This window comes from Ruania zhangjianzhongii, from assembly GCF_008000995.1.
GTDB lineage: Bacteria > Actinomycetota > Actinomycetes > Actinomycetales > Beutenbergiaceae > Ruania > Ruania zhangjianzhongii.
In genome coordinates, this window is the sequence record NZ_CP042828.1 from 4,275,716 (window position 1) to 4,294,592 (window position 18,877).

Here is an 18,877-nt window from a genome sequence, read left to right on the forward strand (position 1 = left end):
GACCGGCTCCCTGTCAGTTCTTCAGCAGGTTGACGTCATCCAGCGACGCCGAACCGCGAGTTCGGAAGATGGACACGATGATCGCCAGACCGATCACGACCTCTGCGGCCGCCACCACCATGACGAAGAACGCGAGCACCTGCCCGTGCAGGTCACCGTGCATCCGGGCGAAGGTCACCAGGGTCAGGTTGGCGGCGTTCAGCATCAGCTCCACACCCATGAACGCCACCAGGGCGTTGCGCCGCACCAGGACCGCCACGGTGCCGATGCTGAACAGGATGCCGGAGAGCACCAGGTAGTTGATCAGGCTCACTGCTCGTCTCCTTCGCGGGTCTCGGCCGCGTCACCGGGCGGTGGACTCTCCGCAGAGCGGTCGACGGCGGAGCTCGCCTCGGTCGGTTCGCTCGCCTCGGGCGAGTCGCTCCCCTCAGGCGCGTCGCTCCCCTGGGCGGGTTCGCTCCGCTGGGCGGGTTCGCTCCCCTGGGCGGGTTCGCTCCGCTCGGTCACCTGGTCCGAGGCATCGGCGTCGATCGGCACGTCCTGCTCCTCGGCATCGATGACCGGTACCCCGCTGGCGATCTCAGCTGCCCGGGCGGTCTGCACCGTGGCTTCCGACTGCCGCAGCACCTGGCCGCGCACTCGCAGCACCGTGGTGATCGAGGCGTCCAGTGCGCCGCCGCCGGCGTCGATCGCGGGCATATCGGCCGAGTTCGTCCGCGCGTACACACCCGGTCCGGGTGCGGAGATCACGCTGGTGGCACCCGCACCGGACTTGAACGCGGCCAGCTTCGCCTCAACCACCTCGCGCTGCCCGCGCTTCGGGCCGAGGCGGCGGCGGTGGCTCAGCACCAGGGCGCCGAGCGCCGCAGTGATCAGCAGGGCGGCGGTCAGCTCGAACGGGAAGATGTAGTCGCCGAAGATGATCCGGGCCACCCCGGCCGGGTTGGACTCGGCGTTCGCGGCACTCAGGCCGACCGGCGCACCGAACCCTGCGCGGGTGACCACGGCGATCAGCAGGGCCACCAGACCCACTCCCCCGACCACGGCGACCCACCGCTGCCCGCTGAGCGTCTCGGTGAGGGACTCGGTGGAGTCCACCCCCACGAGCATGATCACGAACAGGAACAGCATCATCACCGCACCGGTGTAGACCACGATCTGGGCCACCCCCAGGAACGGTGCCTCCAGCGCGATGTACAGGATCGCCAGGGCCACCATCACCCCAGCGATGCTCACCGCGATGTGCACCGGGCGCCGGGCGAACAGCAGCGAGAGCGCTCCGAGCACAGCCAGCGGGGCCAGTACCCAGAACAGCACGGCTTCACCGGTGGAGATCACCAGCTGCTCGGTCATCGGGCTCCTCCCTGGTCGCCGCGGGCGCGGGCCGCCGCGTCGGCTGCCTCCAGGGTGGGGTCCTCCGGGCGGCGTTCGCGTACCCACTCCACCTGGCTCGGAGTGGGACCGTCCACCTCATTGCGGTAGTAGTCGTCGTCATTGCTGCCTTCGACCATCGGGTGTGGTGCGGCGAGCATCCCCGAGCGTAGCGGAGCCAGCAGCTCGTCCTTCTCGAAGATCATTCCGGCGCGGGTCTGCCCGGCCAGCTCGTACTCGTTGGTCATCGTCAGCGCCCGGGTGGGGCAGGCCTCGATGCACAGTCCGCAGAAGATGCAGCGCAGATAGTTGATCTGGTACACCATGCCGTACCGCTCACCCGGGGAGTACTGGGCGCCGGCGGTGTTGTTCCCGGCCTCCACGTAGATGGCGTCCGCCGGGCAGGCCCAGGCGCACAGCTCGCAGCCGATGCACTTCTCCAGGCCGTCGGCGTACCGGTTCAGCTGGTGCCGGCCGTGGTAGCGCGGCGCCGTGGGCTTCTTCTCGAACGGGTACTGCTCGGTGACCACCGGGGAGAACAACGACGCCATCGTGACGCCGAACCCGGCGACCGGGGCGAAGAACTCCTGGACGGCGTTCTTGTCCAGGTCACCGTCGACGTCGAAGTCACCGGCGGCGCTGACCTCCTGGGACGAACCCTTGCTCGGCGCCGGTGACGACGAGCGACCGGGCTTGCGGCCCTTCTTCTCAGCCATCGCTCTTCTCCTCCTCGCTCGCGGGTGCTCCTGCGGGAGCGGTCACCTTCGCACGCCGTGTGGACGGCGGCAGCGACTGCCCCGGCAACGGGGGCACCGGGTAGCCGTCGGCGAAGGCGTCAAAGGTCTCGGTCTTCTCGGCGGTCTTCGCAGTTGCGGCTGCGCCCTTGCCACTGGTCGTGGTTCCAGCCTGACCGCCGGATGTGGCTCTCGGCTTGGTACCGGTCGTGGCCGGCCGGGCTCCGGCCTTGCTGCCGGCTTTCGCGCCCGCCGGCTTGCCGCCGGGTTTCGCGCCCGCCTTGGCACCCCGGCCGGCACTGCCGGAACCGTCCGCACCGTCAGCTGCGGCGTCCTTCTTCTCCGGCAGCAGCATCAGGACCACCGCGAACACGATCAGCACCCCGGCCAGAGCGAACAACAAGGCCTGCAGGCTGATGTCGGAGAACTGGCGCACACCCTGGATCACGCCGACACCCACCACCCAGGCCAGCGCCACCGGGATGAGGATCTTCCAGCCCAGGTGCATGAACTGGTCGTAGCGGAACCGGAGCAGAGTGGCCCGGACCCAGACGAAGAAGAACATCACCAGCCAGAGCTTGATGATGAACCACAGCACGGGCCACCAGCCCTCGTTGAACATGCCGTCGTTGATCGCCGAGATCGGCCACGGTGCGCGCCAGCCGCCGAGGAACAAGGTGGTGGCGATCGCCGAGGCGTTCAGCATGTTGATGTACTCGGCGAGGTAGAACCAGGCGAACTTCATCGAGGAGTACTCGGTGGAGTACCCGCCGACCAGCTCCCCCTCGGCCTCGGGCAGGTCGAACGGCAGTCGGTTGGTCTCGCCGAGCATCGAGATCACGTAGATCACGAACGCCGGCAACAGCGCCACCGACCACCACATCTGGGTCTGGGCGTCCACGATCTCCGAGGTGGACATCGATCCGGAGACCAGCAGGACCGAGACCAGCGCCAGGCTCATCGACAGTTCGTAGGAGATCACCTGCGCTGTGGAGCGCACTGCGCCGAGCAGCGGGTACACGGACCCGGAGGACCAGCCGCCGAGCACGATGCCGTACACGCCGAGGCCGGTGATGGCCAGGATGTAGAGCACAGCCACCGGCAGGTCGGTCAGCTGCAGCGGGGTGATGATGTCCGTCCCCGGGATCTGCACTGCGGGTCCGAACGGGATGATCGCGAAGATCATGAAGGCGCAGAACACCGAGATCAGCGGTGCCAGCTTGTAGATCAGCTTGTCCGCAGCCTTGACGGTGATGTCTTCCTTCAGCAGCAGCTTCAGGGCGTCCGGGATGGACTGCACCAGACCGAACGGGCCGCGCACGTTCGGGCCCAGCCGCTCCTGGAATCGTCCGATGACCCGGCGCTCGAACCAGAGCGCGAGCAGCACCGAGAGCAGCAGGAAGATCAGGATGGCGGCAGCCTTGATCACCACCAGGCCGAGGGAGTCGCCGGAGAAGTCCGCTCCTCCCCCCTCAGTGGCCAGCACGGGCGGATTCATCAGTGCACCTCCGAAGCGGCCCGGGCCAGCGCCACCACAGCACCAGCACCGACGCCTAGCGTGCGATAGACCGAGCTACCGACCGAATGCTGCGGCACCCACACCACGCCGTCGGGCATGGCGGTGACGATCACCGGCAGCTCGAGGCCGCCGGACTCGCTGCTGACCACGACGGCGCCGCCGGCCTGCAGACCGGCGGCCTGCGCAGTGCCGGCGGAGACCATCGCCACCGGGCGGTGCGCGGTACCAGCCAGGTGCGGCTCGCCGTCCTGCCCGCGGCCGGAGTCCAGCATCAGCCGCCAGGTGGCCAGCACTGCCTGCCCATCGCTGAGCGAGTGCGCCGGCGCGGCGGTCACGGCCGGGGCGTCGTGCCGCGGCCCGTCCCAGCCACTGAACTCGGCCAGCTCGGTGTGGACCTCGGCCACCGCGGACGTACCCAACTCGATCCCGGTGGCCTGGGCGATCATGTCCAGCACCTTGGCGTCGGACAGCTGCGCGCTCTCGAACACGGTCTCGAACGGGCGGGGCCGGCTCTCCCAGTTCAGGAAGGTGCCGGACTTGTGGGTCGGTGGGGCCACCGGCAGCACCACGTCGGCATGCTCGGTCACCGCAGAACGGCGCACCTCGAGCTGCACCACGGCACCAGCAGCGGCGAGCGCCCGCTCGGCCAGCTCGGGCTCCGGCAGGTCCTCGAGGTCGATCCCACCGACCAGGAGGGCACCGAGCGTGCCGTCGGCGGCAGCGGTGAGGATCTCGGTGAGGTCGCGCCCCGGTGTGGCCGGGAGCTCCTCCACACCCCACGCAGCGGCGACGTCTACCCGCGCCTGAGCCTGCGCCGTCGGCCGTCCCCCGGGCAGCAGCCCGGGCAGCAGGCCGACCTCGACGGCGCCACGGTCACCGGCACGGCGCGGCACCCAGGCCAGCCGCGCACCAGTGGCCTCGGCCAGCTTCAGCAGCGCGGTGTACCCGCCCGGAACGCCGGCGAGGCGCTCCCCGGCCAGGATCACGGCGCCCTCGGTGCGCAGCGATTCGGCGAGCTCGGTGTGCTCTCCGCCGCCGGTGGCCAGCGCGGAGAGCACGTCCGCCTCTGCACCGGGCGCCGTGGGCACCACCGTGGCGCGCATCTTGGTGCTGCCGCGGGTGGTCAGCGGGGCCAGGGTGGTCACGTTCACCCGGCCGGCCAGCACCCCCTTGCGCAGCCGCAGGAAGATGGAGCCGGCCTCCTCCTCGGGCTCCAGGCCCACCAGCAGCACCTGCGGGCTGCGCTCCAGGTCGGCGAAGGTGACGTCCATCCGGGAGCCCGCCACCCGGTGGGCGAGGAAGTCCGCCTCCTCGGCAGTGTGCGCACGGGCGCGGAAGTCCACATCGTTGGTGCCGAGCACCACCCGGGCGAACTTGGACCAGGCGTAGGCATCCTCCACCGGGAGCCGGCCGCCGGGCAGCACGCCCACGCCAGCGGCGCCGGTGAGGTGCTGGGCGGCCAGGTGGATCGCCTCGGACCAGCTGGTCGGCACCAGCTCGCCGGTCTCCTCGTCCCGCACCAACGGGCTGGTGAGCACATCCGGAGCGCTCTGCCACGCGAAGGCGAACCGGTCCTTGTCGGTGATCCACTCCTCGTTCACGGCCGGGTCCTCGCCGGCGAGCCGGCGCACCACCTGGCCGCGCCGGTAGTCGATCCGGATCGCGGACCCGCATGCGTCGTGCTCGGCGATCGAGGGCACCGAGACCAGGTCGAACGGGCGTGAGCGGAACCGGTAGGCGGCCGAGGTGAGCGCACCGACCGGGCAGATCTGGATGGTGTTCCCGGAGAAGTAGGACGCGAACGGGCGCCCGGAGACGTCCACAGCGGCCGGACCGACCGTCCCGGCGTTGCTCCCAGTAGCCGAGACCACGGAGGGGGTCCCCTCCGGTCCGACGACGTCGTCGTCAGTGACTTCTGTGCCGCCGACGTAATCCAGGATCGCCTCGTCGAAACGGCCGATCTGCTGGGCGTGCAGCCCGTGCACCTCGTAGCCCGGGGTGCCGCCGCCACGGCCCTGCAGATCGATGAACGGGTCGCCGGCGATCTCGTCCTGGAAACGCGTGCAGCGTTGGCACAGGATGCACCGGTCGCGGTCGAGCAGGACCTGCGAGGAGATCTTGATCGGCTTGGGGAAGGTGCGCTTGACGCCGGTGAACCGGGAAGTGTTCGAGCCGTGGTCGAGCGCCTGGTTCTGCAGTGGGCACTCGCCGCCCTTGTCACAGACCGGGCAGTCCAGCGGGTGGTTGACCAGCAGGAACTCGATCTGGCCGCGCTGCGCCTTCTCCGCCACCGGGGAGGTGTCCTGCGTGCTCACCTGCATCCCCGGGGTGACCTCCAACGTGCAGGCGGTCTGCGGCTTGGGGAACGGGGTGAGCTCGCCGTTGCGTGGGGCAGAGACCTCGACCAGACACTGGCGGCAGGCACCGGCGGGCTTGAGCAGCGGGTGGTCGCAGAACCGGGGAATCTCGATCCCGGCGCGCTCGGCGGCGCGGATCACCAGGGTCCCCTTCGGCACGCTCACCTCGACCCCATCGATGGTCAGCGTCACCTCCTCCACCGGGGCGGGGGCCTGCTGGTTGGACGTGGCGGTCATGACGCGACTCCGAAGACGGTGTTGGCCTCATAGGGGAACAGCTCCCAGGCGGGAGTGTGCACCCCCTGCTCGAACTCTTCCCGGAAGTGCGCGATCCCGCTCTTCACCGGGGTAGCAGCGGCATCGCCCAGGGCGCAGAACGACCGGCCCTCGATGTTGCCGGCCACGTCGAGCAGCAGGTCGATGTCGGACTCCGAGCCCTGCCCGGCCTCCAGCCGGTGCAGGATCTCCTTCATCCAGTAGGTGCCCTCGCGGCACGGGGTGCACTTGCCGCAGGATTCGTGCTGGTAGAAGTCGTTCCACCGGGACACGCAGCGGACCACCGAGGTGGTCTCGTCGAAGACCTGCAGCGCCCGGGTGGCGAGCATCGACCCGGCTGCACCCACGGCCTCGTAGTCGAGCACGACGTCGATGTGCTCGTCGGTGAGGATCGGGGTGGAGGACCCACCCGGGGTCCAGAACTTCAGCCGGTGTCCGTCGCGGATACCGCCAGCCATGTCCAGCAGCTCACGGAAGGTGATCCCGAGCGGAGCCTCGTACTGTCCCGGCTTGGCCACATGTCCGGACAGCGAGAACAGGCCGTGCCCCTTGGAGCGTTCGGTCCCCATGCCGGCGAACCATTCCGGGCCGTTACGCACGATCTGTGGCACCGAGGCGATCGACTCCACGTTGTTCACCACGGTGGGGCGCGCGTACAGTCCGGCCACCGCCGGGAACGGCGGCTTCAGCCGCGGTTGGCCGCGCCGGCCTTCGAGCGAGTCCAGCAGCGCCGTCTCCTCACCACAGATGTAGGCGCCGGCACCGGCGTGCACGGTGATCTCCAGGTCGAAGCCGGAACCGAGGATGTCCGTGCCGACCAGACCGGCGGCGCGCGCCTCGGCGACGGCGGCGATCAGCCGGCGGTAGACGTGCACCACCTCCCCGCGCACGTAGATGAAGGCGTGGTGGCAACCGATCGCCAACGAGGTGATGATCACGCCCTCGAGCAGCACGTGTGGGTTCGCCAGCATCAGCGGGATGTCCTTGCAGGTGCCCGGCTCGGACTCGTCCGCGTTCACCACCAGGTACCGGGGGCCGCCGTCGGACGGCGGCAGGAAGCTCCACTTCAGACCGGTGGGGAACCCGGCACCGCCGCGCCCGCGCAGACCGGAGTCCTTGACCATGGTGACCAGGTCACCGGGATCGGTCTTCAGCGCCGTGCGCAACCCTTGATAGCCCTTGGCGTCCTCGTAGGCGGACAGCGTCCAGGACCGCGGGGTGTCCCACAGGTCGCTGAGGATGGGGGTCAGCGTGGTCATGCCCTTCCCTCCCCGTCGGAGTCGTTGCCGGCGGTCGGGCCCGACGGCGAGGTGTCGGCTGGAGCGTGCGGCTGACGTTCCGCACTGGATCCGGTGTCCCCGACCGGTTCGGTCCCGGCTTCTGGTTCGGGTGCGGGCTCATCGTCGGACACGGGGGCGTGCCAGTCGTTCTTCCGCGCCAGCTCCAGGCCGACCAGCGTGGCTGGACCTGCGCCCATGCCCTCGTCCGCGCGGCCGTCGTCGAACCCGGCGAGCACCCGGGAGACCTCCTTGAAGGTCGCCACGCTCTCCGCGCCGCGGGTGGGTCGCACCGGTTCGCCGGCGAGGAGCTTCTCCACAGTGGCCACGGCCGAGGCAGGGGTCTGGTTGTCGAAGAACTCCCAGTTGATCATCATCACTGGGGCGTAGTCGCAGGCGGCGTTGCACTCCAGCCGCTCCAGCGTGATCGTGCCGTCCTCGGTGGTCTCGTCGTGGCCGACGCCGAGCCGGTCGGCGAGCCGGTCGAAGATCGCGTCACCACCCATCACGGCACAGAGCGTGTTCGTGCACACGCCGACGGTGTAGGTGCCGTTGGGGTGGCGCTTGTACTGGCTGTAGAAGGTGGCCACCGCGGACACGGAGGCGCGGGACAGGTCCAGCACGTCGGCGCAGAACGCGATCCCGGCGGGGCTGACGTACCCGTCCTCGGACTGGACCAGGTGCAGCAGCGGCAGCAGTGCGGAGCGAGCCTCCGGGTACTTCGCGAGGATCAGCGCGGCGTCGGCGTGCAACCTGGTGGCCACGTCGCCGGAGTAGGCGTGCCGGGCGGCGCGGGCGTCATGCACCGGATTACCGGGTCTGCTCTCGGTGTTGACCATCAGCGGTCCACCCCTCCCATCACGGGGTCGATCGAGGCCACAGCGACCACCACATCTGCGATGGTGCCGCCCTCGCACATCATGCCCAGGGCCTGCAGGTTGTTGAACGACGGGTCGCGGAAGTGCGCCCGGTAGGGTCGGGTGCCTCCGGCGGAGACCAGGTGCACACCCAGCGGGCCCTTCGGGTGCTCCACCTGCTGGAACACCTGCCCGGCGGGCACCTTGAAGCCTTCGGTGACCAGCTTGAAGTGGTGGATCAGCGCCTCCATCGAGGTGCCCATGATCTTGCGGATGTGCTCCAGGGAGTTGCCCTGCCCATCGCTGCCGACGGACAGCTGCGCCGGCCAGGCGATGCGCTTGTCCTCGACCATCACCGGCTGCTTGCCCTTGCGGTCCTGCGCCTCCAGCCGGTCGAGCACCTGCTGGACGATCTTCAGCGACTCGCGCATCTCCTTGAACCGGATCACGATCCGGCCGTAGGCGTCGGCACTGGTCTCGGTAGGGACCTCGAAGTCGTAGTTCTCGTAACCGCAGTACGGCTGCGCCCGGCGCAGGTCGAACGGCAGTCCCGCCGAGCGCAGGATCGGTCCGGCGGCACCGAGGGCCATCGCCCCGGCCAGCGGCAGGTAGCCGATGCCCTGGAGCCGGCCGAGGAAGATCGGGTTCTTCAGCAGGATCTGCTCGAGCTGGGCGATCCGGCGCCGAATCTCCGGAATCTTCTCCCGGACCATCTGGGTGCCGCCGGCCGGCAGGTCCTGGGCGACGCCGCCGGGGCGGATATAGGCGTGGTTCATCCGCAGCCCGGTGACCGCCTCGAAGATCCGCAGGATCTCCTCGCGACCGTTGAAACCGATCGTCATCACCGTGGTGGCACCGAGCTCGTTACCACCGGTCCCGATACAGATCAGGTGCGAGGCGATCCGGTTCAGCTCCATCATCAGCACCCGGATCAGGGTGGCCCGCTCCGGCACGTCCTCGGTGATGCCGAGCAGCTTCTCCGTGGCCAGGCAGTACGCGGTCTCCTGGAACAGCGGGGCGACGTAGTCCATCCGGGTGCAGAACGTCACGCCCTGGGTCCAGGTGCGGTACTCCATGTTCTTCTCGATGCCGGTGTGCAGGAAGCCGATCCCGCCCCGCGCCTCGGTGACGGTCTCGCCGTCGATCTCCAGGACCAGGCGCAGCACCCCGTGCGTGGAGGGGTGCTGGGGGCCCATGTTGATGACGATGCGTTCGTCAGCGTGCGCCTGCGCATCGCTGCTGATCTCGTCCCAGTCGCCGCCGGTGGCCACGTACTCCCGGGCGCCGCCGGTATCGCCGACCGGTGCGGTGGCGCTGGGTCCAGTGGTGGGTGCAGCCATCAGTTGTAGGCCCTCCGCTCATCGGGCGCGGGGATGGTTGCGCCCTTGTACTCCACCGGGATCCCGCCCAGCGGGTAGTCCTTGCGCTGGGGGTGTCCCGGCCAGTCGTCAGGCATCTCGATCCGGGCCAGCGAGGGGTGGCCGTCGAAGATGATGCCGAAGAAGTCCCAGGTCTCTCGCTCGTGCCAGTCGTTGGCGGGGTAGATGTCGATCACGCTCGGGATGTGCGGGTCCGCGTCCGGCGCTGTGACCTCCAGGCGCAGGTTGCGGTTATGCGTCACCGAGTACAGCGGGTAGACGGCGTGCAGCTCACGGCCGACGTCCTCCAGGTAGTGCACGCCGTTCACCCCCAGGCACAGCTCGAACCGCAGATCCTGGTCGTCTCGGACCGAGCGGGCCACCAGCTGCAGGTGCTCGCGGAGCACGTACAGGGTCAGCTCGCCGCGGTCGACGACCACCTTCTCCACGGCGTCGTCGAAGTCCACCCCGGCCTCGCCGAGGACCTCGGTGAGCACATCGACGATCTCGTCGAAGTAGCTGCCGTACGGGCGTGGGCTCGCCCCCGGCATGGACACGATCCGTTCCAGACCACCGTAGCCGGAGGTGTCACCGCTGCCCTCCACGCCGAACATGCCCGAGCGCACGGAGACCACATCCAGCGGTGCGCGCCCGGCGGGGGCGACCTCCTGGGAGGCCTCGGACTGCTCCGCCGGCAGGTTCTCGTCGTTCGACGTCACGCCAGCAGTCCCTTCATCTGGTGCGTCGGAGTGGCTTCCAGGGCAGCGGCCTCCACCTTGCGGCGCACCTCGTCCCGGTTGCTGGCCAGCGGTGTCTGCTTCACCACCTGCTCATGCAGCTCGAGGATGGCGTTGATCAGCATCTCCGGGCGGGGCGGGCAGCCGGGCAGGTAGATGTCCACCGGCAGCACGTGGTCCACCCCCTGCACGATCGCGTAGTTGTTGAACATGCCGCCGGAGGAGGCGCACACACCCATCGAGATGACCCACTTCGGGTCCGACATCTGGTCGTAGACGGTGCGGATCACCGGTGCCATCTTGTGGCTGAGCCGCCCAGAGACGATCATCAGGTCGGCTTGGCGCGGGGAGGCGCGGAACACCTCCATCCCGAACCGGGAGATGTCGAACCGGGAGGTGCCGGCCGCCATCATCTCGATCGCGCAGCAGGCCAGTCCCATGGTGACCGGCCACATCGAGGAGGACCGGACCCATCCGACCAGGTCCTCCAGCTTGCCCAGCATGTAGCCGGCGGGCATCTTGTCCTCGAGTCCCATCTCGGTCTCCCTTCTCAGTTCCAGTCCAGGCCGCCGCGGCGCCATTCGTAAACGAATGGCACCGTGATCAGCACGAGGAAGGTGATCATCGCGATCAGCCCGAACACGGCGAGCTCGGAGAACGCCACCGCCCAGGGGTAGAGGAACACCACTTCGATATCGAAGATGATGAACGTCATCGCCACCAGGTAGTACTTCACCGGGAACTTGCCGGAGCCACTCGCGTGCGGTGAGGGCTGGATCCCGCACTCGTAGGCGTCCACCTTGATCTTGTTGTAGCGCTGCGGACCGATCGCGGTGCTCGCCACCAGCCCGCCCAGGCCCAGCAGCAGAGCGAACCCACCCATGATCAGCAGTGGCACATACGGGTTGGTCATCGGTCGTTCCTCCGAACACTGCGGGTGCTGTCGGTGCTGGATTCGCCTGCGGCGCTGAGCCGGACGTCAGTGGGCCTCATGCGGCGGGCGCGATTCGGGTCAGGGTGGTGATCACCCGGTCGGTCAGGTCGCCGCCGCGGGTGTCGTAGGAGTCGGAGAGCAGCTTGAGCACGAACTTCATCAGCTGCGGCCGGGGTAGCCCGTACTTGGTGCACAGCCGCATCACCTCGGGATTCTCGATCAGCTTCACGAAGTGGCGACCGAGGGTGAAGTAGCCACCGAGATCGGCGCGCATCCGCTCCGGGTAGGTCGTCAGGGTCCGCTCCCGGGCCACAGCGGAGGTCCGGGCGAACGCCTGGGCGATCACATCCGCGGCGATCCGGCCGGCCTGCAGGCCGTACGCGATGCCCTCACCGTTGAACGGGGAGACCATTCCCCCCGAGTCGCCCACCAGCAGCAGACCGCGGGTGTACATCGGGCCACGGTTGAACGCCATCGGCAGCGCCGCGCCGCGCACCGGACCCTCCTGGTTCTCCGGAGTGAACTCCCACTCGGCGGGCGCATTGCGCATCCAGGCGGCGAACAGGCGCTTGTAGTCCAGCTGCGTGGCCTTGGCCGTGGAGCTGACCGAGCCGAGGCCCACGTTGGCGCGGCCGTCGCCGAGGGCGAAGATCCAGCCGTAACCGGGCAGCAGCTCGGACTTCCCGGGCTCACCGGACCAGAGCTCGAGGTGGGACTCCATCCACTCGTCGGCGTGCCGCGGGGTGCGGAAGTAGGTGCGCACCGCCACGCCCATCGGCCGGTCATCCCGCTTGGCCAAGCCGAGCGAGGTGGCCATCCGGGCGACGACGCCACCGGCGTCGATCACCACGGGGGCGTGGAAGGTCATCGGCTCGGCGTCGATGCGCCGCCCGCTCGCGCTGACCGCGCGGGCGTTGACGCCGATCACCCGGCCGGTGCGCTCGTGCAGCACCGGAGAAGTCACCGAGACGCCTTCGCGCAGTTTCGCCCCGGAGCTCCGTGCGTGGTGGGCGAGCAGCTCGTCCAGCTCGCCGCGGGCGCGGGCCAGCCCGTAGTCGGGGTAGCGCTCGATCTGCGGCCAGGGCAGATGGAAGGTGTTTCCGCCACCGACCACCCGCAGGCCGCGGTTGCGGATCCAGCCGTCCTCGGTGCGGGTGGGCACCCCCATCCGGACCAGCTCGGCCACTGCCCGTGGGGTGAGCCCGTCACCGCAGATCTTGTCCCGCGGGAAGGTCGCCTTCTCCAGCAGCAGCACATCCAGGCCGGCAGTGGCCAGATAGTGCGCGGCAGCGGAACCCGCGGGGCCTGCGCCGACGACGATGACATCTGCGTCATCGTGGCTGCTGCGCACGCTTCCCACCCGTTCCACGTCTCGTCCTCAGTCTCTCTCCGACCGCCCACACCAAGGGGCGGCAGTGCTCGCGCCGAAGCGTCGAACCTGCCGTCGCGGGTCGGTCCTCGGTGCCTAGGCTACCTGTAGATCGCAGCAGAGAAGACCAGAGGCGGGCCGGGTATCCCGCGCGATTCCGCCGCTTTTTTGCGACTCCCGCGTACCCTAATTGACCTGCACGGGTCGTCCTGTCAGCCGTGCGCTATGGCGCACCCCTGACATGACGACCTGGGGGGTGGGGTGGACGTGTGCGGCATCACGTCCGTTGGAGCGTGCAGTGGGCGCCGGCGTCATATCCTTACCGGTGATGACTGACGCTGCCACCGCGCCGATCCCGCCGACCTTGCTCGCGCGGACAGTAGCCGTCCCCGCGCACGCGCTCGGCGATCTGCTCGACCTGCTACCGGAACCCGACCCGCATGCGGCGATGGCGTGGGTGCGCCGTGGCGAAGGGATCATCGGCTGGGGCGAAGCCGCCAGGATCGACACCTCGGGCGCGGAGCGGTTCGCCGAGGCCGACGCGCGCTGGCGTGAACTTGCCGGCCGGATGGTGGTCCGGGACGAGGTGCGGGCGCCGGGGACCGGACCGGTGGCGTTCGGCTCGTTCGCGTTCGCGGCCGACTCCCCTGCTGGTGGGTCTCTGGTGGTGCCCGAAGTGGTGGTCGGCCGCCGCGGTGAGCACACCTGGGTGACCACGATCTCCTCAGTTGCTGAGCTGGCGCCGATGCCCGCACCCAAGTCGCTGCGCACCGGGCAGCGGCCCGTGCTGCCGCCGACCACGGTGGAGTACATGGCGGGGGCCCGCGATGGTGACGACTGGCGGGACGCCGTCGCCAGCGTGGTGGACCTGATCCGCACCGGGGCGGTGGCCAAAGTGGTGATGGCCCGGGACGTGCACGCCCGGACCGCGGCCCCGGTCGATGTCCGGCGCCTGCTGAAGAACCTCGCGGGCGACTACCCCTCCTGCTGGACCTTCGCCGTCGACGCTCTGGTGGGGGCGACCCCGGAGCTGCTGGTGCGCCGCGAGCGCGGTCTGATCTCTTCTCGAGTCCTGGCCGGCACAATCCAGCGCACCGGCGACGATGAGGCCGATCTGGCACGCGCCGCCTCGCTGGCCCGGTCCTCGAAGGACCTGGAAGAGCACGAGTTCGCGGTGGACTCCCTGACCGCATCCCTCTCGCCGTACGCCGCGAGCACGAACGCCCCGGATGCCCCGTTCGTGCTGCACCTGCCGAACGTGATGCACCTGGCCACCGACGTCACTGCCGTGCTGGCCACCGAGCACGCGGACATGTCCTCGCTCCAGGTGGCCGCCGAGCTACACCCCACCGCTGCCGTGTGCGGTACGCCGACACTGGTGGCGGCCGAGGTGATCGCCGAGCGCGAAGGTATGGACCGGGGCCGCTATGCCGGCCCGGTGGGCTGGCTCGGCGCGGACGGCGACGGCGAGTGGGGCATCGCGCTGCGCTCGGCGCAGGTGGACGAGGCGAACACCGGACTGCGGCTGTTCGCCGGCTGCGGGATCGTGGCCGCCTCCGACCCGGCGGACGAGCTGGCCGAGTCCGAGGCCAAGCTCGCCCCGATGCACGCCGCCCTGGACCGCTAGACGCGGGCTCTGCTTCGCGTTCGAACCCGCGTGGCGCATCGGATCCCGGGTACAAGCGGGTTCCGATGCGCCAAGCGGGTTCCGACGAACGCCAGGTCGGGCGGACGACGCGAGTGCGTCAGGAGGCGACGTCCTCGCGGGTGGCGAGCGTCGCGGTGATCTCCTGCTCGGCACCTTCCCGCACCACGGTCAGGGTGACCTCGTCACCGGAGGAGTAGGTGCGCACATACCCGGTGAGGGACTCCGCACCACCGACGGTGTCGTCGTCGATCTTGACGATCACGTCACCGGGCTGCAGTCCGGCCTGAGCAGCCGGGGTGCCGTCCACCACCTCGTGCACTTCGGCACCGGCGCGGGTGGCGCCGTCCGCCTTCGCGGTGCCGTTGGTCAGCGAGACGCCCAGGTAGGCATGCTCGGCGGAGCCGTTCTCGATCAGCTGGTCGGCGATCGTGGTGACCAGGTCGACCGGGATCGCGAAGCCGAGCCCGATGCTGCCGTTGGACTGGCCGTCGGTGGCGATCGAGGAGGTGATGCCGATGACGTGCCCGGCGCTGTCGAAGAGCGGGCCGCCGGAGTTGCCCGGGTTGATCGCGGCATCGATCTGGATCGCGTTCGTGACCACCTGCTCCCGGCTGAACTGGTCAGTGGCACCCACCGGCCGGTCCAGAGCGGAGATGATGCCGGTGGTCACCGTGGAGTCCAGGCCGAGCGGGTTCCCCACAGCCATCACCGACTGGCCGACCTCGAGGCTGTCCGAGGTGCCCAGGGTGGCGGCGGTCAGATCGTCCGGCGGGTCGGTCAGTTGCAGCACCGCCAGGTCCGTGGCCGGGTCGGTACCGACCGACTGTGCCTGGAACATCCGGCCGTCGGCGAGCGTGACGGCGATCTGCTCTGCGCCGTCGACCACGTGGTTGTTGGTGAGGACGTACCCGTTCTCGGCGTCGATGATCACCCCAGAGCCGGCGCCCTCGCCCTGCTGGGTGGCCACACTGATGGCCACCACGGACGGCCGCACCGCCGTGGCGACGGACTGCCAGTCCGGGCTGCCGTCGGAGTTGCTGGCCACATTGGTGCTGGTCGAGGGCACCTGGACCAGGGCCTCGCTGGAGCCGGGCTGATCCTGCAGCACCAGCGCGGTACCGCCGCTGGCCAGCGCCGCGGCGAGGACAGCCGCCGTGCCGACCAGGAGCCACTGCTTACCGCCGCCCTTGCGCTGCTTGCCGTTGCCAGCGCCGGGGGCCGGATGCTGCGGCGGGGTCTGACCGGGGCCGGAAGGGGGCGGGGTCTGACCGGGGCCGGAAGGGCCGGCGACGCCAGTGGTCGTCGCGCTGGCTGCCCCGTAGCTCGGTATCTGCTCGGCGGCGCCATAGTGGGGGGCGCCGTGGCTGGCTGCGCCGTAGTGAGGGGCGCCGTAGCCGGAGGTGGGCTGCACGGGCACGCTCGGGCTCGGGCCGCTCTGCTCGGCACCGGAGTAGCCGGAGCCGCTCGGGCCGTAGCCCACCGGGGCCTGGCCCGTGGCGCCGGGCTGGCCAGTCACGGGGGCGTCGGCCGGGGCTCCGCTGGTGTCCGCGTCCGCACCGGCGTGCGGGCCGGCGATCGGTGCAGTGGAGAAGGACCCGGGAGACGTCCAGGAGTAGGTGGGCGCTTGCCCGGGCTGTTGCTGTGGGTCGTTGCTGGTCATCGGATCCTCCAAGTAGTGATGGATCTATAGAACAGCGCCGACCTGCCCGCAGGCTTGGCTCCGGCTGAGAAGTTCCTGAGAATGCTCAGCGATCAACAGAACGTTTGACCAGCACAATGCTCAGCCGACGAGTGCAGCGCGTGCTGCGACTTCGACCTGCCCACTGAGGTCCACGGCCCGCGCGCGCTCGGCCTGCGGGTCCAGTTGCACCTGCAGCACGGAGCGCCCCCGCACCGGTGCGGCGAGCTCCCGGGCCAGATCGCTCAGCCCTTGGGTACCGCGGATCAGCGCGTGCCGGGCACCGAACCCGGCGGCCAGGGCGGCGATGTCCAGGTACTGCGGAGTGGCGAAGTAGCGCTCGAACACCGCCTGGTGCTCCTGGCGGCCGTGCTCCAACGTGGCGAAGATGGTGCCACCGCCGTCGTCCAGCACGATCACCTGCAGATCCACCTCGGGCTCCAACCGGCCCCGGGCCAGCCCACCCACATCGTGGGCGAAGGTCAGGTCACCGACCAGCGCCCGCACCTGCCGTCCGGCCAGCGCGAGCCCGGTGGCCGTGGACAGGGTGCCGTCGATCCCGGCGAGCCCGCGATTGGCCACCACCAGCTCGGGCGCGAGGTCCGCACCGGCGGCACCCGTCAGGTCCGCGTGCCGCACCGCCATCGAGGAGCCGAGCACCACAGTGGACTCCGCAGTGCCGAGGAGCAGGTTCGCCACCGCAGCCCCGTCCAACCCCCGCGCGGAGTTCAGCACGGTGTCCGCGCCGGAGGCAGCCTTCGCCCAGCGCAGCCACCAGAGCTGCTCCTGCGCCGAGGGCTCGCCGGGCACCGAGATCTGGTCGCAGACCACAGCGGCGGTGCCGGCGACGTCCGCCCAGTCCGCATGGCCGGACACGACCACGACCTGCACATCGGTACGGGCGAGCAGCCGGGTCACGCTGCGGCTGAGCGTCGGCCGGCCGAGCACCACGACTCGCTCGATCGGTGCGCTGAGCTCCTCGATACCGAGCAGCACTCGCCCGGCGGGCAGGGCGAACGAGCTGGTGCGCACCCCCGAGCTCGGCTCGGCCAGCACCGGCCAGCCCCAGCGCTCGGTGAGTGCACTGATCCCGGAGGGTGCGCCGTCGCCGGCCACCACCACGGTGCGCGGCCCGCGGGGCAGCTCTACCGCGTCGGCCGGCCGGGACGGCCGGACCTGCAGCCCGGGTGCCGGCCGAACGCCGGGCGACCACTCGCCGTCGGGAACGAGCGGATCGGCGAAGGCGATGTTCAGCTGCACCGGTCCAGCGTTCCGGGTGCGCACCCCCGTGGCCGCGGTCACGGCCCGCACGACGGCGGAGCTCACCAGGGCGCCCACCTCACCGCGGTCCGCGGGCAGCTCCCAGTAGCCGCGGACGGCGGAGCCGAAGATCTTCACCTGATCGGTCGTCTGGTTGGCGCCGACGCCGCGCAGCTCGTGCGGGCGGTCCGCGCTCACCACGATCAGGGGCAGGTGCGCATGCGCAGCCTCCAGGACGGCGGGGTGCAGGTTGGCCACAGCGGTGCCGGAGGTGGTGACCACGGCCGTGGGTCCTTCGTGGGCCAGACCGAGGGCCACGAAACCGGCGCTGCGTTCGTCCACCCGCACGTGCACACGGAGCCAGTCGGCACCGGCTGCAGCGGCGAGGGCGTAGGCCAGCGGGGCGCTGCGCGAGCCTGGGGCGAGGACCACGTCCCGCACCCCGGCGGCGACCAGCGCGGTGACCACGGCGCGGGCGCTGCGGGTGGAGGGGTTCTCCTCGGTCCGGGACGGGTCCTCGGATGACGGGTTCACGTGCTGCTGGCTCACGGCAGTGATCCTGCCACGGTGCGCAGCCGATTCGCCCAGCGGGTGGTCAGCTCGGGGCCGGCAGCGGTGGCGGCGAGGCGTTCCGGGGTGGGCTCGACGGACCGCACGTCGATGGCGCCATCGACCGGGAGCAGCGGGTGATCGGTGACGTCGTCGGTGAACAGGTTGACGGTGGCCAGGCCGCAGGCATGCTCCAGCGTGGGCAGCGCGGCCGCGAGCGCGAGGCCGGCGGCGATACCCACTGAGGTCTCCAGCGCGGAGGAGACCACTACAGGCAGTCCGATGTCTTCGGCGATCCGCAGCGCGGCGCGCACCCCGCCGAGCGGCTGGACCTTGACCACCACCACATCAGCAGCCTCCGCGCGGGCCACCTCGTACGGGTCGGCGGCGCGGCGGATGGACTCGTCCGCGGCGATCGGCACCTCGGTACTGCGGCGCAGGGCAGCCAGGTCGGCGACCTCGCGGCAGGGCTGCTCGGCGTACTCCAGCCCGCCGGCAGCGCGGTCCAGGATCGGCAGGCGGCGGCGGGCCTCGTCGTAGTCCCAGGCAGCGTTGGCGTCGATGCGGATCTTCCCGCCGGGGCCGAGCGCGTCCCGAACCGCCTCCAGACGGGCCTGCTCGGCGCCGAGGTCCTGGCCCGGTTCGGCAACTTTGACCTTGGCGGTGGTGCAGCCGCCGGAGCCGGCGACGATCTCGTGGGCACGCTCGCTGGTAGTGGCCGGAACGGTGACGTTGACCGGGATCCGGGTGCGCAGCGGTGCAGGAAACCCTTGGTCGGCGGCCTCCCGGGCGGCGTTCCACCAGGGCCGGGAGGTGGGCGCGTCGTAGTCCCAGAACGGGGAGAACTCGCCCCAGCCGGCATCGCCCCGGATCAGCAGGCCGTCTCGGAGGGTCAGGCCGCGGAACCGGGTGTGCAGCGGTATCGAGTAGCAGTGGGTGTGCACCGCCTCAGG

At 70.2% G+C, this 18,877-nt stretch carries 16 protein-coding genes; 1 reads left to right on the plus strand and 15 read right to left on the minus strand.

Annotated elements, in window-relative coordinates:
• Positions 1 to 13 precede the first annotated feature (13 nt).
• The 12 genes from nuoK to FU260_RS19830 all read right to left on the minus strand — a co-directional run bounded on the left by nuoK (position 14) and on the right by FU260_RS19830 (position 12,789).
• Positions 14 to 313, minus strand: coding sequence for an NADH-quinone oxidoreductase subunit NuoK (nuoK, locus tag FU260_RS19775; protein ID WP_147918605.1), 300 nt, complete (start codon positions 311 to 313; stop codon positions 14 to 16).
• On the minus strand, positions 310 to 1,353 hold the full coding sequence (locus tag FU260_RS19780; RefSeq protein WP_147918606.1) for an NADH-quinone oxidoreductase subunit J: 1,044 nt from the start codon (positions 1,351 to 1,353) through the stop codon (positions 310 to 312). Before FU260_RS19780 ends, nuoK begins: the two co-directional genes overlap by 4 nt.
• Positions 1,350 to 2,087, minus strand: coding sequence for an NADH-quinone oxidoreductase subunit NuoI (gene nuoI / locus FU260_RS19785; RefSeq protein ID WP_147918607.1), 738 nt, complete (start codon positions 2,085 to 2,087; stop codon positions 1,350 to 1,352). Before nuoI ends, FU260_RS19780 begins: the two co-directional genes overlap by 4 nt.
• Positions 2,080 to 3,603: an NADH-quinone oxidoreductase subunit NuoH gene (nuoH, locus tag FU260_RS19790; RefSeq protein WP_147918608.1), complete on the minus strand. Its 1,524-nt coding sequence runs from the start codon at positions 3,601 to 3,603 to the stop codon at positions 2,080 to 2,082. The genes nuoI and nuoH overlap by 8 nt, the downstream gene beginning before the upstream one ends.
• Positions 3,603 to 6,218, minus strand: coding sequence for an NADH-quinone oxidoreductase subunit G (locus FU260_RS19795; RefSeq protein WP_147918609.1), 2,616 nt, complete (start codon positions 6,216 to 6,218; stop codon positions 3,603 to 3,605). Before FU260_RS19795 ends, nuoH begins: the two co-directional genes overlap by 1 nt.
• Positions 6,215 to 7,516: an NADH-quinone oxidoreductase subunit NuoF gene (gene nuoF / locus FU260_RS19800; protein ID WP_147918610.1), complete on the minus strand. Its 1,302-nt coding sequence runs from the start codon at positions 7,514 to 7,516 to the stop codon at positions 6,215 to 6,217. The genes FU260_RS19795 and nuoF overlap by 4 nt, the downstream gene beginning before the upstream one ends.
• Complete coding sequence (gene nuoE, locus FU260_RS19805) at positions 7,513 to 8,373, minus strand: NADH-quinone oxidoreductase subunit NuoE (protein ID WP_147918611.1); 861 nt, start codon at positions 8,371 to 8,373, stop codon at positions 7,513 to 7,515. Before nuoE ends, nuoF begins: the two co-directional genes overlap by 4 nt.
• Entirely contained in the window at positions 8,373 to 9,731 is a 1,359-nt protein-coding gene (locus FU260_RS19810) for an NADH-quinone oxidoreductase subunit D (RefSeq protein ID WP_147918612.1), read from the minus strand. The genes nuoE and FU260_RS19810 overlap by 1 nt, the downstream gene beginning before the upstream one ends.
• Positions 9,731 to 10,468: an NADH-quinone oxidoreductase subunit C gene (locus FU260_RS19815; RefSeq protein ID WP_210418131.1), complete on the minus strand. Its 738-nt coding sequence runs from the start codon at positions 10,466 to 10,468 to the stop codon at positions 9,731 to 9,733. The genes FU260_RS19810 and FU260_RS19815 overlap by 1 nt, the downstream gene beginning before the upstream one ends.
• Positions 10,465 to 11,022: an NADH-quinone oxidoreductase subunit B gene (locus tag FU260_RS19820; protein ID WP_147918613.1), complete on the minus strand. Its 558-nt coding sequence runs from the start codon at positions 11,020 to 11,022 to the stop codon at positions 10,465 to 10,467. The genes FU260_RS19815 and FU260_RS19820 overlap by 4 nt, the downstream gene beginning before the upstream one ends.
• 14 nt (positions 11,023 to 11,036) lie before the next feature.
• Positions 11,037 to 11,399 carry an NADH-quinone oxidoreductase subunit A gene (locus tag FU260_RS19825; protein ID WP_147918614.1) on the minus strand — a complete coding sequence of 121 codons (363 nt, stop codon included), beginning with the start codon at positions 11,397 to 11,399 and terminating at the stop codon, positions 11,037 to 11,039.
• Positions 11,400 to 11,475: 76 nt separating this feature from the next.
• Positions 11,476 to 12,789, minus strand: coding sequence for a geranylgeranyl reductase family protein (locus tag FU260_RS19830; protein ID WP_235912399.1), 1,314 nt, complete (start codon positions 12,787 to 12,789; stop codon positions 11,476 to 11,478).
• Positions 12,790 to 13,117: 328 nt separating this feature from the next.
• Here FU260_RS19830 and FU260_RS19835 point away from each other — a divergent pair, with 328 nt between their 5' ends.
• The gene (locus FU260_RS19835; protein WP_147918615.1) at positions 13,118 to 14,416 is read left to right on the plus strand and encodes an isochorismate synthase; all 1,299 of its coding nucleotides are present in this window, start codon (positions 13,118 to 13,120) and stop codon (positions 14,414 to 14,416) included.
• A gap of 118 nt (positions 14,417 to 14,534) precedes the next feature.
• Here the strand turns inward: FU260_RS19835 and FU260_RS19840 are convergent, their stop codons facing one another.
• The 3 genes from FU260_RS19840 to FU260_RS19850 form a co-directional block, all read right to left on the minus strand.
• Positions 14,535 to 16,097, minus strand: a complete 1,563-nt coding sequence (locus FU260_RS19840; protein ID WP_147918616.1) for a S1C family serine protease — start codon at positions 16,095 to 16,097, stop codon at positions 14,535 to 14,537.
• Between the two features lie 120 nt (positions 16,098 to 16,217).
• The gene (gene menD / locus FU260_RS19845; RefSeq protein ID WP_235912400.1) at positions 16,218 to 17,924 is read right to left on the minus strand and encodes a 2-succinyl-5-enolpyruvyl-6-hydroxy-3-cyclohexene-1-carboxylic-acid synthase; all 1,707 of its coding nucleotides are present in this window, start codon (positions 17,922 to 17,924) and stop codon (positions 16,218 to 16,220) included.
• Positions 17,921 to 18,868, minus strand: coding sequence for an o-succinylbenzoate synthase (locus FU260_RS19850; protein WP_147918617.1), 948 nt, complete (start codon positions 18,866 to 18,868; stop codon positions 17,921 to 17,923). The genes menD and FU260_RS19850 overlap by 4 nt, the downstream gene beginning before the upstream one ends.
• Between the last annotated feature and the right edge of the window lie 9 nt (positions 18,869 to 18,877).